The following is a 14,321-nucleotide window of genomic DNA, read 5'->3' as shown; positions in this document are numbered from 1 at the left end:
TCCTCGGCCAAATTTCCGCCAAACTCTAGCACCCGCTACCTGCTCGATCAGCCGTTGACTGAGTGCGCAGTCAGTATTAGCATTATGCGCCGAGCCGCAGCGCTGCGCTCACCGCATCAACCATTCATCTCGAAATAGTCGAGCACGACCTATGCATCAGCACGCCCATCTCGCCGAGGCTGTCAACCAACGAGCCTCAGAACACGTCACATGACCGGCCGCTACGTCAGCACCGACCGCAGATGGCGGTCCGTGGCGCCGTGAGCACTCGCTGCCGGAAGGACATGTGATTCCCATGGACGCGGGTTTAGCGGCGACGGAGGATGACCGAGCGATAGACGCGGCATCTGTGCTCTCGCCGGAACAACTATTGGCCGCGATCGCCGGGCGTCTCACCGAGCCGTTCCCACTGATCACCTGGGCGCGAGAACTCGGCGATCTGCATGCTGCCCTGATTTCGGCGGTTTTGAATCCGCAACGGCACCCACCCGAGGTCACCGAGACAGCGCTGCATGCGGATATCGCGAAGGTCATCGACAAGATCAACTCTTGGGCAGCCTCCTACGTCCGCCACAGTCGGTGCGCCCGCCGCCATACGCACACCTTCGGTGAGGTGATCAGCCATGTCGCGAAGACCTACGCCGAGGCATGGTGGACCGTACTGCACACCGACTGCGAGGAGCTTCGGCACTCGGCATGGGTCCATCTAGGCGAGGTCCGGGACGGCTACGCGCACCTCATCGGCGATATCCGGGCAGGCCGCGTCCAACTCCCAGTGGGCTGGCCAGGCATCCGCCGCACCCGACAAGCTGACGGCGCGTTCACAAATCAGGAGACCGACGCTGATGGGGATCGCGGCGAAGGTGGCCTCGACCGCGCACTACCCGCGTGCTGAACGTTCTCATCCGATAATGCGCGCGCCGTAGAGGCGTCCACTCGACGAAGATCAATAGCGGCGGTTTGCTCGTGCCGACGCCGGGTACGACCGATCCACCCAACCAGAGTGCGTTCAGCCTGAAAGGCGCGAACCATGAGGATCTGTCCAGGAACACTGCTCGTACCCGCCGCGACGGCCGAACAAGCCGCAGCTGTCGAGGTCAAGGCGATCAGGCGCAGTCCGGTTCCGTACGCCGAAGTCGAGCCGCACGGCGGCGGGCAGCGGCGGCCCATGCTCCTGCGGGATCTCGAACGCGACTATCGGCTCCCCACACCCGGGACTTTCACCTCGCGATGATCCACAACGGCATCGAGGTGCGGCATGATCGGCTACTACATCCATCACCACGGCTGCGGCCACCTGACGCGGGCGCGAACCATCTGCGCCCATCTCGATGAACCGGTGACCGCGCTGTCCTCGATGCCGTTCACCGGGGAGGACATTTTCGACGAGGTGATCCGCCTGCCGTTCGACAATCTCGCCCCCGAACTCGAAGACCCAACCGCCGCAGGCGTTTTCCATTGGGCACCGAGGCACGAGCCAGGTCTGGCCGCCCGCATGGCGGCCGTCGCGGCGTGGATCGCACAGGCACACCCACGCGCGTTGGTCGTCGACGTATCGGTGGAGGTCGGCCTTTTGGCCCGGCTGCACGGCATTCCGGTCATTTCGATGGGGCTGCCCGGCGTGCGCACCGACCAGCCGCATCAACTCGTGCACCGGATCGCCGACCTGATCATCGCGGCTTGGCCACGCGAACTCTACGATCCGGACTGGTTGCGTCCGTACGCCGACAAGACCAGATATGTCGGCGGCATCGGCCGTTTCACCGACCGCCCCCGGATGCGCACGCCGCACACCGACCGCCCGACGATCCTGGTCCTCGGCGGCGTGGGCGGCGCGGTGTTCACCGCCGCGATGATCCGCGCCTGCGCCGACCAGTATCCCGAATACCATTGGCGCACAGTCGGTGTCGAGCGCTGGGTCGAGGACCCGTGGCCGTCGCTGTGCACCGCGGATGTCATCGTTTCGCATGCCGGTCAAGCCGCGGTATCCGATATCGCCAGCGCGGCCAAACCGGCGATCATCATTCCCGCCGAGCGTCCGTTCGGCGAACAGGACGCGACCGCGCGCGCACTGGACGTGGCCGGTCTCGCGGTGGTATCGCCGCGATGGCCCGACCTGTCCGCGTGGCCCGAGCTGATTTCCCGCGCGCGCGGACTGGATCCGGGCAGGTGGCGGCGCTGGGGTACCCGCGACGCCGCACACCGCGCCGCCGCCGCGATCGCGGCCACCATGGGCCCGATCGCAAGGAGAGCGTCATGAGAAAGGCGGTCATCACCAGCGACTTCACCGATGCCGGACTGCCGGTTAGGTTGCCCGGTTGCGGGTAGTGCCCAAAGGCGGCCGGTATTCGGCTGCGATGCCCTGGCCGAGTGTTCGGGTGAGGAGTCCACATGAGAGCAGTGACTTGGCAGGCGCCGCGCACGGTAGCGGTCGAGGAGGTCCCCGATCCGCGGATCGAGGAACCCACCGACGCGATCGTGCGGGTGACATCGTCGGCGATCTGCGGATCGGATCTGCACCTCTACGAGGTGCTTGGCGCGTACCTGAACGCGGGTGACGTGCTCGGGCACGAACCGATCGGCATCGTCGAAGAAACCGGCCCCGCGGTCAGCACACTGACTCGCGGCGACCGGGTCGTCGTGCCGTTCCAGATCAGTTGCGGCGACTGCTATATGTGCTCGTGCGGGCTGCCGACCCAGTGTGAAACCACACAGGTGCGCGAATATGGCAGCGGCGCAGCACTTTTCGGATATTCCAAGCTGTACGGCCAGGTTCCGGGCGGACAGGCGGAATATCTGCGGGTGCCGCATGCCGACGCCACGCACATCAGCGTGCCGCACGGCCCGGACGACACCCGATTCCTATACCTGTCCGATGTGCTGCCCACCGCGTGGCAGGCGGTGGAATACGCGTCCGTGCCCGCGGGCGGCTCGGTTACCGTGCTCGGCCTCGGGCCGATCGGCGATATGGCCTGCCGGATCGCCGCGCATCGCGGATTGCGGGTGATCGGGGTGGACCGAGTGCCCGAGCGGTTGGCCCGGGTGGCCGCGCGCGGCATCGAGGTGATCGACTGCGATATCGATTCGGCAGTCGGTGATGTCATCCGCGAGCGCACCGATGGCCGCGGCACCGACGCGGTGATCGATGCGGTCGGCATGGAGGCGCACGGGTCACCGGTCGCGGCGATGGCGCAGCGCGCTGCCGCGTTGCTGCCCGATCGCGTCGCACGGCGCGTCACCGACACGGTGGGGGTGGATCGGCTGGCCGCTCTGCACAGCGCGATCGATATCGTGCGCCGCGGCGGAACGATCTCGCTGGTCGGTGTCTACGGCGGCATGGTGGACCCGATTCCGATGCGAATCCTGTTCGACAAGCAGATCCAGCTCCGCATGGGCCAGGCCAACGTAACCCGCTGGGCGCCCGAGATTCTGGCACTGCTTGGCGACGACGATCCGCTCGGCGTGGAAAGCTTTGCCACCCACCGGCTTCCACTATCCGAGGCGCCCGACGCCTATCGGATGTTCCAGCGCAAAACCGACGGTGCGGTGAAGATCGTGCTCGACCCGACCTGAAAGGCGGTGCGACATGCGGGTAGTCGTTCTCGGCGCCACCGGCAATGTCGGAACCAGCGTGATCGAGGCACTGGCCGAGGAGCCGGAGGTCACCTCCATCCTCGGACTGGCACGGCGGGTACCCGAACGCCCGCATCCGGCGGCGCAGTTCATTGCCGTCGATATGCGCGGCGACGATCTGGCCGGATGGTTCGCCGGTGCGGATGCGGTGGTGCATTTGGCGTGGCTGTTCCAGCCGACCCACCGGCCGATGGTCACCTGGCGGGCCAACGTCGACGGGACCGCCCGGGTATTCGACGCGGTCGCGGCCGCCCGGGTGCCGACCCTGGTCTACGCATCCTCGGTCGGCGCGTACTCCCCAGTCACCGATGACCGTGCGGTTTCGGAGGACTGGCCGACCGAGGGCTGGCCGCCCGCGGCATATATGCGCGAAAAGGCCTATGTCGAGCGGCTGCTGGATCTGTTCGAACGCGAGCATCCCGAGTGCCGGGTCGTGCGGATGCGACCGGCCTTCACCTTCCGCCGCGAATCGGCGGCCCAGCAGCGGCGGCTGTTCGCGGGCCCGCTGCTGCCCAATCGGCTCGTCCGACCGAATCTCATTCCGCTGCTGCCGATTCCGCGCGGCATGCGATTCCAGGCCGCACACAGCCATGACATCGGCCGCGCCTACAGCCGAGCGATCGTCTCCGACGTCCGCGGCCCGTTCAACCTCGCCGCCGATCCGGTCCTCGATCGAACTCAGTTGGGCCGGGTTTTCCACGCCCGCACGGTCACGATGCCACCGTCGGTGGTTCGCGCCGCGCTGGCCGTGGGATGGCGACTGCATACGGTGCCTGCACCGGCCGAGCTATTCGACGCGATGATGCGGCTCCCGGTACTCGACACCACCCGGGCGCGCACCGAACTGCAGTGGACTCCGCGCTTCAGCGCCACCGAGGCACTCGAGGACATGCTCGCCGGTCTGCGAACCGGCGCGGGCGGACCCACCCCGCCATTGGCGGCCGACGCGGCCGGACCATTGCGCCTGCGCGAATTCGCCACCGGTGTCGGCGGCAGCGAGCCCGTCGATCGCTGGGGACCCTGACGATTATCCGGTAATGCCCTGCGGCACTTCGGCTTCGGCGCGGTGCCCGAATCGGCGTTCGAGTTCGACACCCTCGATATCGAGGTCGGGGACGTAGCGCGCGAACCAGCGCGGGTGGTACCACATGCGGTTTCCGATGATGGCCATGACCGCGGGCACCAGGGTCAGCCGGACGATGAAGGCATCGAGCAGCACACCGACCGCGAGGGTGAACGCCAAGGGTTTGACGATCGGGTTGTCGGTGGTGGTGAAGGCGACGAAGACCGCGAACATGATCAGCGCCGCCGCGGTGACGACACGCGCGGAGTGGGCGACGCCGTTCTGCACCGAACTGATCGCCGCACCACTGCGCGTGTGTTCCTCCTTGATCCTGGACACGACGAAGATCTGATAGTCACTGGACAGGCCGAAGATGATGGCCAGCGTGATGATCGGAAGGAAGCTCAGCGTCTGCGCCTTGGTGACATCGAAAAGGCTTGCACCCCAGCCCCATTGGAAGACCGCGACCTGCGCCCCGAGGGCGGCGAAGACCGAAAGGATGAACCCGACGATAGACGACAGCGGCACGAGAATCGTGCGGAACGCGATCGTGAGCAATACCAGTGCCAGACCCACGACGACCGCCAGGAAGATGGGCAGCGCCTTGGCCAACTGGTCCGAGGTGTCGATGTTGGCGGCGGTGGTGCCACCGACCAGATACGTTGCGCCGGTGCCGCTTTCGATGCGGTCGCGATCGTCGCGCAGTCGGTTCACCAGATCGGTCGTCGCGGAATCGTTGGGACCGGTCTTCGGGATCACCTGGATCAGCAGCAATCCGTTATCGGAGCCAGCGGGCTGGACGACGGCCACGTCGGGCTCCTGCCGCAGTCGGCCCATCAGTGTCTGTCCGGCGTCCGGGCTGGTCGCGGCCGACAGATCGGCCACAACGAGCAGTGGTCCGTTGAAACCGGGACCGAATGAATCGCTGACGATGCCGTATGCCTTGCGCGCCGTACTCGACTCCGATTGCGTTGCACCACTGGGCAATCCGAGGTCCATGCGGGTGGCCGGTACGGCCAGGACGGCGAGAATCGCGATACCGAGTACCAGCATCGGGATTCGGAATCGGGTGACGAATCGGCCCCACGCGTGTCCGAATGTGCGCTCGGGCTCGTAGGCGGCGATGCGCGCGACCTCTTCGGGCTTGCCAGGATGCAGCGGCGGCGAGATGAACTTGGCGACCATGTCACCGGCGAAGCCGAGTAGCGCGGGCAGCAGCGTGAGTGCGACCAGCATAGCGACCAGCACCGCACCCGCAGCCGTCAGCCCCATCACGGTGAGGAAGGGAATGCCCGCGACCGCGAGACCGCAGAGTGCGATGATCACGGTTATCGCCGCGAACACCACCGAACTGCCCGCGGTTCCAACCGCCAGCGGAATCGACTCGGCCGCAGCCATTCCCAGCACGATCTGGTGTCGATGCCGCGACAGGATGAACAGTGCGTAGTCGATGCCACAGGACAGACCGAGCATCAGCGCCAGCGACGTGGCCGCCGAGGCGACATCGACGAACGCGGCCACGCCCAGAATCCCGGTGAGTCCGATACCCACGCCCACCAACGCCGTGATGATGGGCAGTCCGGCCGCGACCACCGCGCCGAAGGTGATCAGCAGCACAATGAATGCCGCGACGATGCCGAGAACCTCTGGGGTATGCGGGATCTCGGCCGTGAAGCCCGGATACACCGCACCGGAGAATTCCACCGTGAGACCGGTATCGCGAGCCGAATCGGCGATGTGATTCACCTTGTCGAGGGTGTCCTCGCCGACATCCCCGGCCGATACCGAGAACTGCACACTGCCCAGCGCCACGCGCTGATTCGGCGATACCGCCTGCGCCTGGAACGGGTCGACTACCGCCGCGACCTGCGACAGTCCCCTCAACCCGGCCATCACCTGTTCGATCTCGGCGCTCACTTGCTGGTCGGTCACCTTGGCCATGCCGGGGGTTTGGAAGACAACCTGCATCTGCGCGCCACTGAACGCGGGCATTCGCTGCTGCAGCAATGACACCGCATCCTGCGACTCGGTGCCGGGGACGGTGAAATTGTCGTTGGTCTTGCCACCGGTTCCAGCCGCGAAAACGATCGCGCCGACCAGCGCGACGATCCACAGTGCCAGCACCCACCAGCGGCGACGTGCTACGACCTGGCCGAGGGCGAACAGATACCGGGACATACGGGTCCTCTCACCGAGACACCAATTGACACGTCAGCAGAGCGATTCACACAACGCTCGGTACGATATCACACTAATTGACGATTTCCTCATAAGCGCTGCAATGGTCAGCAACCCTCGACGGGTGTCGGAGCACAGCATCCGTCAGAGTGGCGTCGATATCGGAAATGACCGCCCAGTCCGTGCCGCCCCCGGGCAGCGCGGTCTTGATGAAGAACGACGCCACGGCGACCTCGACCGCATAGCAACTGCGGTCGTCGCGGCCGAATCCCGAGAGCCGCAGCGGAATTGGAAGCCACCGGGCCCGAATCGGGTTGAATAAGCCGATCGCCAAATGATGACGCCCGACAAGGAAATAACTGTTCCGGAAAAGTCCGGCACATGTACCGTCGCGCACATGGCTTGCAGAATCACCCAACTCCTCATCGACTGCGCCGACCCACAAAGGCTGGGAGACTTCTGGTGCGAGGTTCTCGGCTACGTCGAACTCGGCTGGGAGGATGGCGCCTTGGAGATCGGCCCGCCCGGAATCGGATTCGGCGGGCCGCAGCCCACACTGATGTTCATCCCCAGCATCGAGCCGAAGCGCGGGAAGCTGCGGATGCACTTCGACGTGAACCCCACCGATCGCGATCAGGACGCGGAACTGGAGCGGTTGCTCGCCGCGGGTGCGCGGAGGGTCGATATCGGCCAGACCGACGCCGTACCGTGGCATGTGCTCGCCGACCCGGAGGGAAACGAATTCTGCCTGCTCCGGCACCCGGTCGAGGCGGTCGAAAGCCATCAGACCACGCGGTGATGCCGTCTTGTCGAGCGGTCACTCGGGCCGCTGTCGGTGTCTGATCGGCGAGTGCCTGGTCGGGCCGGATCGCGGGCGGCTATACCTTCAATCGAACGATCTTGACGTGTAGTCTTGTCAGTCGGATCAATGCATTTTGGATAGGGGCTCGCGGCCCCGTCGCCGGGTGTGCGCCATATGCGATCACCTTGCCGGGGGAACATCGGATCCGTCACTACGGAGACCTCATGAGTTCACCGAATCGATTCGACGAAGTTCAGACTCGTGTAGCAGATCTCGCTCCCGTGTTCCGCAAACCGCTGGACTCGCCGTACGAGATCTCGAACGAATTGTTCGCCGCACTCCGACACGTCCTGCACGACGTGGGCGGACAGCCGGATGTGCCGATCGAGTACCGGGAAAAGGTCGAAGAACCCTGGGAGATGAATACCTACGTCACCTGCGAATGCCTGGGCTGGCGTGGCGCGTGGAATTCCGAGGAACGCAGGCGAGCCGAGAACGATCTCGGCGCGACGCTGTACTTCGGCCTGCCCTATTACGCGCGCTGGGCGACCGTCGCGGCGAAGGTGCTGATCAATAAGGGTTTGATCACCCCGGACGAACTGTCCGCGAAATTGGACGAGGTACGCGCACGGTTGGAGGCGCGGCAATGACCAGGAAGTACCAGATCGGCGATCGCGTCCGGGTGCGAAACGCGACATCGATGTTCCACACTCGCACCCAGGCCTACACCCGCGGTCGAACGGGTGTCGTCGTCGAATACCGGCCCGAATGGGTGATTCCGGAAGATGAGGCGTGGGGGCGTGAGGACGGTCGCTTCGAACCGTTCTACGTCGTGCGGTTCCGCCAGACAGATCTTTGGCCCAAATACACCGGCTTCGACGTCGACACCTTGGAGACCGAGGTCTCCGAGCGCTGGCTCGAGCCCGCAGAGGAGGATGCCAAGTGAGTCAGACCCACGATCACGGGGCGCACGCGCCGATCCAGACGAGCTCGCAAATCAGCGAGTTCGAGATTCTGGAGACGGCGGTCCGCGAGCTCGCCATCGAAAAGGGCCTCTTTTCGCGAGAGGACCATCGACGGTTCGCCGAATGGGCCGAATCGGTCGGTCCGCACGGCGGATCGAAACTGGTCGCGAAGGCGTGGACCGATCCCGATTTCAAGGCGCGCCTGCTCGCCGACGGCACGGAGACATGCAAGGAAGTCGGCATCGACTGGCGTGACCCGACCGGATCCGGCACGCCGAGCGACTACACCTACTTCTACGTGCTGGAGAACACGCCCGAGGTGCACAACGTGATCGTCTGCACGCTGTGTTCGTGCTACCCGCGCCCGGTTCTCGGCATGTCGCCGGACTGGTACCGCACCCCCAATTACCGTCGGCGCATGGTGCGTTGGCCCCGCGAGGTGCTGGCCGAATTCGGCCTGCACATTCCGCCCGAGGTCGAGGTCAGGGTGCACGATTCGAATCAGAAGTCCCGGTTCATGGTGATGCCGATGCGCCCGGCTGGCACCGAGGGCTGGACGGAGGAGCAGTTGGCGGCAATCGTCACCCGGGACACGATGATCGGCGTTGCCGTGCCGCAGGTCGACTGGACCGCGCAGGCGCCGCCGGACCAGGCCGAGGCCACCTCGGGAAGGAGTGGGCAGTGACAAGCGGTCCCTACGACGTTCTGCTGGGCACCCTGGATCCCCAGTCGCGACGGGAGAGCGCGCTTCCCGAACTCGATCGCAAGCCCGACACATGGGAGTCGAGCATGCAGGCGACGTGCGAATGCCTGTCCTGGCGTGGCGCATTGGACAACTTGGAGCGCCGCCATGCCGAGGATGCGCTCGGTGAGACGATCTACCACGACTTTCCGGTACACACCCGATCGGTGGTCGTGACGGCGCATACGCTGATGGATCGCGGATTGATCGTCCCGGAGGAGTTGCGCGCGCGCATGGACGCGGTGCGGGCGCGGTTCAACCGGCAGTAGTCCCCGCGGTATCAGCCCTCGGGGTAGAAGACGAACAAGGTGCAGCCGGTGGTCGACTGCGGGATATGTGACGATCCGGCCGGAGCGTGGATGAACGATCCGGCCGGATAGTCACGGAATCCGTCGTTGAATGTGCCGGATACCACGAAGACTTCCTCCGGCCCCGGCTCGTGCAGATCGATGCCCTCCCATGCGGTACCCGGATCCATTTCCAGCACATACGCTTTCGCGCCGTTCGCCCCGCTCCACAGCGCCCGCGAGCGAATGCCCGGAAACAGCTCTCGCACAGGCGAATCCGCGACGGTGGTCCACTCGTACCCAGGGAACTCGGTGATCTCCATATCTCTACAACCCCCGGTTTCGGCCGGACTATTCCGCCGACGGCAGACCAGTGCAGATAGCAACTGTTGCATACTGCCTCGGTCCGGTAGTGTCTCGGACTCGTGGCATCGAGTGCGGCGGTTGGATCACCGAAGGATGTATATCGATGGGGGACGATAACCGGAGTCGGTGTGATCGTCGGCTATGCGGCGGTACTGCTGGCGAACGGGCGGCACTTCTATACCGATGACACCGAATCCCAATACGGTCCGATGTGGGTCATGCTCGGTCGACATCTGCGGGAGGGGCGTTTTCCCGCGCTGGTGCCGTGGGAGTGGATGTCGGGCAACTATGCGCTGGAAGAAGCCGGAATCTACAACCCGCCGCAGCTGCTGGTCGACCTGATCGCGCCGTCTGTCGACAATCTCGCACTGTTCGTCACAGTGGTGAAGCTGGTCTTCTCGATCATCGCCGCGCTCGGGGTGTTCCGGATCTGTTCGGCCTATGGCGCGCGTGCGCCGTGGGCGGCGGTCGCCGGGATCGCGTTCACGCTGAGCGGCTGGTTCCTGTTCTTCGACGAAGCCAGCTGGGCGACCTCGCTGACCGGCACCGCGTGGATGGTGCACGCATGGGCCGCGGCGGTGCGTTATTCGCGTGGCCGGGGCGGCCCGATTCCGGTCTTCGTATTCCTGTATCTGGCGATCTCGGTCCAATATGTCTTTCCCGCGGTCGAATCGGCATTGATGATCGGGGCGGTCGCCGCCGGCGAGTTCTTCTACCACCGCGGGTGGCGCCCCTCGATCCGGCTGCTGCTCGCGGCGGGATGCGCGGGACTCGCGGGCCTGGCGACCTATCTGCCCGGCGTGCTGTCCTCCGCGGTGACCTGGCGGGGAAATCAGCGAGTGCTCAATGATCCGTTCCTGACCGTGCCGTGGTCGGAATCGCTGAATGCCAGCCTGCCGAGCACCGTTCCCGCGTTCACCGGATGGTGGGGTTTCATACAGCCGCTGCCCATGGTGTACATCGCGTGGTTCCTGATTCCCGCGCTGGCATTCATCGATTGGCGGGCGGCGCTGAATTCGGCGCGGGACCTCGGGTCCATCGCGATCTTCGCGGCGGGAATGTTGATGTGGACCGCGGGGCCGGGGCGCATCGGCCCGCTGCGGTGGCCCGCGCGAGTGCTGCCGATGCTTGCGCTCGGCCTGTTGGTTCTGGTGTGCGTATTGCTCAGTCGCCACGGGACTTTCGAGCAGTGGCGCCGCCGCGGGACGGCGGCGGGGGTGCTGATCGGGTTGCTGTTCCTGCGGTCGTTCTCGGCGGCGCCCGCACTGCTGGTGTGGCATCTGGTCGCGGTCGTCGCGGTGACCGCGCTCGGGGCCGCGGTGCTGTGGGTGATCCGCACCCGAGGGGTCGCGATGGCCTGCCTGCTGACCATTGTGGCGATGTTCCCGATCGCCTACTCGCAGGTGCGCGGCGCACCGCCCACGCCGATGTCGTACAACTTTCCGGAACGGCGCTCGGAAATGCAGGCGAAGTTCCCCGATTTCCCCGGTGTCACACTGCAACTCGCCGATCGGGCACTGGTGCAGCCGAGCGATCAGAGCCTCGCGGGCGCGTACGGGTCCCTCGCCTTCGGCAACTACGCAAAGAACCTGCGCCGGGATTACGTCAACGCATACACCCCGATCGGCTACGCCGCCTTCAGTGCGCTGCTGTGCATGGGTTGGGACGGCAGCACATGTCCGGACGCCTACCGCCGCGCATTCGCGATCGAATCATCCACTGGCAAAACGATTGTCGATCTGATGAAGGTAGATCGAGTCGTCCTGCAGCGGGCCCAATTCCCCGATGCCCGCGATCATCCGGCCCCGCCGGGCTGGCAGTGGATCGACTATCCGGGCCACGAGCGCTACATCTGGGTGCTCGAACGCGTCGACGGCCCGCTCTCGACCCGCAACGGTCTGATCGCCGATACCCAAGGCGCGCAGGCGAGTTCGGTATCGCGGGACAGCGTCACCAGCCGGGTCCGGGTCAGCTCATCCGGCGGCGGACGTGTCGTTTTCGCACGGCTCGGCTGGCCTGGTTATCGAATCACGCTGAACGGCAAGGAAATTCCGTTCACCACCGTCGCGGGCACCTTCATTGCCGTCGACATCCCACCGAACACCGACAATGCGGACTTGCTGCTCACCTGGCGGCCACCCGGCTGGAAGATCAGCATTGCGGCGGCCCTTGCCGGACTCGCCGGGCTGGCCGCATTGCAGTGGGCTCATATCCGCCACCGGCGTCGACCCTTGGATGCCGCGCCCGACGTGTCTGCGCCCGAGGAACCCGAGCACCAGGCGGATCTGGTAGCCGCACGATAGGGCCCTACAGCGGATACGCCTGCAGCCCCTTGGCGGCTCCGCACTCCTCCCCCGCCGTTGTGAACGCGGCCAGCGCTCGCACCAGACCCTGGCGTTGCGCGGCGGGCATGGTCTGCACGACACGGGCGATCTCGGCGCGACGGCGCGCGGTCACCTCGGTGACGACGCGGCTACCGTGCTCGGTGAGATCGACGATCTGCTCGCGTCGGGACTGCGGATTGGGTTGGCGGGTCAGCAATTCCGCGGAAACCAGCCGCTCGACCATCCTGGTCGCGGTCGACGGCTGCACATCCAGTTGCTGAGCCAAGGTGGCCAGATTGCTCGGCCCCTGGGTCGCCAGGATTACCAGGGTGCGGAACTGCGGCAGCGTGATCGTGTCGTCGACGTGCGCGATCGAGCGAGCCGAGATGGCCATGAGCAGGCGGGACGCGGTCAGCAATGCGTCGGTGACCTCGTCGACCGAGTCCGATGGTGTCGAGCGGGCTGACGTCGCCATCATCCTCCTCCGTCGGTGCGACGTTAGGACCTTACCCGCTGACCCAATCTTGCTTATGGCAACTATTGCATAGCGCCACTATCTCAGCTAGATTGGGCATACGCCCAAGGCGATTGTCCAACCGGCCAGACGAGAGGGTTTACGGTGGTCACAGCGGCGGAGCAGGGCCGGGAAACCCGGGCCCGACTGATGACGGCGGCCACCGAACTGATCGCCGAGCACGGGTGGGGCGCGGTGACCACCCGGATGGTGGCCGAGCGTGCCGGGCTCCGCCCCGGACTGGTGCACTACCACTTCACCTCGGTGACCGACCTGCTGATCGATGCTTCGCTGCAGACGGCGCGCACCGAGTACGACAACGTCATGACCGGGGTGCTCGCGGCATCCGGACCGGCCGCGATGCGCCAGATCCTCACCGCGATCAGTTCCTACACCTCGACCGATCCGGCAACGGTTGCCATGAGCGAGATGATGCTCGCCGCCACCCGGCACGAACGCCTGCGCCGCGAGCTCGGCCGGTTCGTCGCCGAGGCCAGGGCCGCGCTGACCGAATGGTTCCGCGAACAACAGGTGGTGACCGATCCGGCGGCGACGGCGGCCGTGGTGCTGGCCCTGATCGATGGCCTGATCCTGCACCGACTGATCGACCCCACCCTGGGATCGATCGATGTGACCGGCCCACTGCTGCGCGCGGCCGGGTTGACCGAACCGATTGCGAGCGAAGGGAACTCCAGTGACCATCCACCCGAAGGCCAGCGAAACCAGGACTGACGGTCGCCGCGGCGGAGCCACCCTGCGCGGCGTGCACAAGACCTACGGCGCGGGCGAAGCAACCGTGCACGCGCTCAGCGATATCGACCTCGATATCGAACCGGGCGAGTTGGTAGCGGTGCTCGGTGCCAGCGGGTCGGGCAAGACCACCCTGCTGAACGTCATCGGCGGCATCGAAAGCCTCGACAGCGGCTCGATAGTCGTTGCGGGTCAGGATATTTCGCGAACCCACCCGGCTGCGCTCGGTGGTTTCCGGCGGGCGCATGTCGGATTCGTCTTCCAGTTCTTCAATCTGATACCCAGCCTCACCGCTCGCGAGAACATCGAAGTAATCATGGAATTGACCGGCCGCGGCGATCGCCGCGAGGTGCCGAAACTACTGGCGGCGGTCGGACTATCCGACCGCGCCGAGCACTTCCCGGCCCAACTGTCCGGCGGCCAGCAGCAGCGAGTCTCGATCGCGCGGGCCCTCGCGACCGACCCGGACCTGCTGCTGGCCGACGAACCGACCGGCGCGCTGGATGTCGCCACCGGCCGTGGCGTACTCGAATTGCTGCAGCAGACCAGCCGTGCTGGGCGCGGGGTCATCATGGTCACGCACAACGAGGTGGCCGCGGCGATCGCCGACCGAGTTGTGCGGATGCGCGACGGCCGGATCGTGGCCAGCGAGATCAACACCGAGCCCGCCGACGCGGCGACCATTCGGTGGTGAGGG

At 65.8% G+C, this 14,321-nt stretch carries 17 protein-coding genes; 13 read left to right on the top strand and 4 right to left on the bottom strand.

Annotation, left to right across the window (positions count from 1 at the left end):
* Nucleotides 1-295: 295 nt before the first annotated feature.
* The 5 genes from NA5_RS19090 to NA5_RS19070 all read left to right on the top strand — a co-directional run bounded on the left by NA5_RS19090 (nt 296) and on the right by NA5_RS19070 (nt 4,657).
* Nucleotides 296-895: a hypothetical protein gene (locus tag NA5_RS19090; RefSeq protein ID WP_157110504.1), complete on the top strand. Its 600-nt coding sequence runs from the start codon at nt 296-298 to the stop codon at nt 893-895.
* 135 nt (nt 896-1,030) lie between these two features.
* Nucleotides 1,031-1,234, top strand: coding sequence for a hypothetical protein (locus tag NA5_RS19085; protein ID WP_062987892.1), 204 nt, complete (start codon nt 1,031-1,033; stop codon nt 1,232-1,234).
* 24 nt (nt 1,235-1,258) lie between these two features.
* Entirely contained in the window at nt 1,259-2,260 is a 1,002-nt protein-coding gene (locus tag NA5_RS19080) for a glycosyltransferase (protein WP_062987890.1), read from the top strand.
* A gap of 131 nt (nt 2,261-2,391) precedes the next feature.
* Complete coding sequence (locus NA5_RS19075; protein ID WP_062987888.1) at nt 2,392-3,573, top strand: alcohol dehydrogenase catalytic domain-containing protein; 1,182 nt, start codon at nt 2,392-2,394, stop codon at nt 3,571-3,573.
* Between the two features lie 13 nt (nt 3,574-3,586).
* Complete coding sequence (locus tag NA5_RS19070) at nt 3,587-4,657, top strand: NAD-dependent epimerase/dehydratase family protein (protein ID WP_062987886.1); 1,071 nt, start codon at nt 3,587-3,589, stop codon at nt 4,655-4,657.
* A 3-nt stretch (nt 4,658-4,660) separates the two neighbouring features.
* On the opposite strand, the gene NA5_RS19065 is transcribed toward NA5_RS19070, so the two are convergent.
* Nucleotides 4,661-6,874: an MMPL family transporter gene (locus NA5_RS19065; RefSeq protein WP_062987884.1), complete on the bottom strand. Its 2,214-nt coding sequence runs from the start codon at nt 6,872-6,874 to the stop codon at nt 4,661-4,663.
* 73 nt (nt 6,875-6,947) lie between these two features.
* Nucleotides 6,948-7,292: a hypothetical protein gene (locus NA5_RS19060; RefSeq protein WP_157110503.1), complete on the bottom strand. Its 345-nt coding sequence runs from the start codon at nt 7,290-7,292 to the stop codon at nt 6,948-6,950.
* Between NA5_RS19060 and NA5_RS19055 the strand changes: the two genes are divergently transcribed.
* From NA5_RS19055 to NA5_RS19035, 5 genes are all read left to right on the top strand, one after another.
* Complete coding sequence (locus tag NA5_RS19055) at nt 7,272-7,673, top strand: VOC family protein (RefSeq protein ID WP_062987986.1); 402 nt, start codon at nt 7,272-7,274, stop codon at nt 7,671-7,673. The two genes, NA5_RS19060 and NA5_RS19055, sit on opposite strands and share 21 nt — an antisense overlap.
* A 227-nt stretch (nt 7,674-7,900) precedes the next feature.
* Nucleotides 7,901-8,326: an SH3-like domain-containing protein gene (locus NA5_RS43240; RefSeq protein ID WP_062987879.1), complete on the top strand. Its 426-nt coding sequence runs from the start codon at nt 7,901-7,903 to the stop codon at nt 8,324-8,326.
* Nucleotides 8,323-8,622: an SH3-like domain-containing protein gene (locus NA5_RS43235; protein WP_062987877.1), complete on the top strand. Its 300-nt coding sequence runs from the start codon at nt 8,323-8,325 to the stop codon at nt 8,620-8,622. Before NA5_RS43240 ends, NA5_RS43235 begins: the two co-directional genes overlap by 4 nt.
* Nucleotides 8,619-9,326: a thiocyanate hydrolase subunit gamma gene (gene scnC / locus NA5_RS19040; RefSeq protein WP_062987875.1), complete on the top strand. Its 708-nt coding sequence runs from the start codon at nt 8,619-8,621 to the stop codon at nt 9,324-9,326. Before NA5_RS43235 ends, scnC begins: the two co-directional genes overlap by 4 nt.
* The gene (locus tag NA5_RS19035; protein ID WP_062987874.1) at nt 9,323-9,652 is read left to right on the top strand and encodes an SH3-like domain-containing protein; all 330 of its coding nucleotides are present in this window, start codon (nt 9,323-9,325) and stop codon (nt 9,650-9,652) included. Before scnC ends, NA5_RS19035 begins: the two co-directional genes overlap by 4 nt.
* An 11-nt stretch (nt 9,653-9,663) precedes the next feature.
* Here the strand turns inward: NA5_RS19035 and NA5_RS19030 are convergent, their stop codons facing one another.
* Nucleotides 9,664-9,993, bottom strand: coding sequence for a cupin domain-containing protein (locus NA5_RS19030; protein WP_062987872.1), 330 nt, complete (start codon nt 9,991-9,993; stop codon nt 9,664-9,666).
* Between the two features lie 171 nt (nt 9,994-10,164).
* Here NA5_RS19030 and NA5_RS19025 point away from each other — a divergent pair, with 171 nt between their 5' ends.
* A complete protein-coding gene (locus NA5_RS19025; RefSeq protein ID WP_063813481.1) occupies nt 10,165-12,339 on the top strand; it encodes a hypothetical protein in 2,175 nt (724 codons plus the stop codon).
* A gap of 4 nt (nt 12,340-12,343) precedes the next feature.
* Here NA5_RS19025 and NA5_RS19020 read toward each other — a convergent pair whose 3' ends face one another.
* Nucleotides 12,344-12,838 (bottom strand): MarR family winged helix-turn-helix transcriptional regulator, encoded by a 495-nt coding sequence (locus NA5_RS19020; protein ID WP_371856439.1) that lies wholly within the window; start codon nt 12,836-12,838, stop codon nt 12,344-12,346.
* A 141-nt stretch (nt 12,839-12,979) separates the two neighbouring features.
* Here NA5_RS19020 and NA5_RS19015 point away from each other — a divergent pair, with 141 nt between their 5' ends.
* Entirely contained in the window at nt 12,980-13,606 is a 627-nt protein-coding gene (locus NA5_RS19015) for a TetR/AcrR family transcriptional regulator (RefSeq protein ID WP_062987866.1), read from the top strand.
* Nucleotides 13,569-14,318, top strand: coding sequence for an ABC transporter ATP-binding protein (locus tag NA5_RS19010; RefSeq protein ID WP_245672292.1), 750 nt, complete (start codon nt 13,569-13,571; stop codon nt 14,316-14,318). The genes NA5_RS19015 and NA5_RS19010 overlap by 38 nt, the downstream gene beginning before the upstream one ends.
* Nucleotides 14,319-14,321 lie beyond the last annotated feature (3 nt).

The organism is Nocardia anaemiae NBRC 100462 (assembly GCF_001612725.1).
In the GTDB taxonomy this organism is placed as follows: domain Bacteria; phylum Actinomycetota; class Actinomycetes; order Mycobacteriales; family Mycobacteriaceae; genus Nocardia; species Nocardia anaemiae.
The sequence above is the reverse complement of the archived record's forward strand: the minus strand, read 5'-3'. Positions and strand labels throughout refer to the sequence as shown.

Bases quoted from the DNA above. Each gene is read 5' to 3' on its own strand.
- NA5_RS19030 (WP_062987872.1), bottom strand. From the start codon at position 9,993: ATGGAGATCACCGAGTTCCCTGGGTACGAGTGGACCACCGTCGCGGAT.
- NA5_RS19090 (WP_157110504.1), top strand. From the start codon at position 296: ATGGACGCGGGTTTAGCGGCGACGGAGGATGACCGAGCGATAGACGCG.
- NA5_RS43240 (WP_062987879.1), top strand. From the start codon at position 7,901: ATGAGTTCACCGAATCGATTCGACGAAGTTCAGACTCGTGTAGCAGAT.
- NA5_RS19065 (WP_062987884.1), bottom strand. From the start codon at position 6,874: ATGTCCCGGTATCTGTTCGCCCTCGGCCAGGTCGTAGCACGTCGCCGC.
- NA5_RS43235 (WP_062987877.1), top strand. From the start codon at position 8,323: ATGACCAGGAAGTACCAGATCGGCGATCGCGTCCGGGTGCGAAACGCG.
- NA5_RS19055 (WP_062987986.1), top strand. From the start codon at position 7,272: ATGGCTTGCAGAATCACCCAACTCCTCATCGACTGCGCCGACCCACAA.
- NA5_RS19075 (WP_062987888.1), top strand. From the start codon at position 2,392: ATGAGAGCAGTGACTTGGCAGGCGCCGCGCACGGTAGCGGTCGAGGAG.
- NA5_RS19085 (WP_062987892.1), top strand. From the start codon at position 1,031: ATGAGGATCTGTCCAGGAACACTGCTCGTACCCGCCGCGACGGCCGAA.
- NA5_RS19020 (WP_371856439.1), bottom strand. From the start codon at position 12,838: ATGATGGCGACGTCAGCCCGCTCGACACCATCGGACTCGGTCGACGAG.
- NA5_RS19070 (WP_062987886.1), top strand. From the start codon at position 3,587: ATGCGGGTAGTCGTTCTCGGCGCCACCGGCAATGTCGGAACCAGCGTG.
- NA5_RS19080 (WP_062987890.1), top strand. From the start codon at position 1,259: ATGATCGGCTACTACATCCATCACCACGGCTGCGGCCACCTGACGCGG.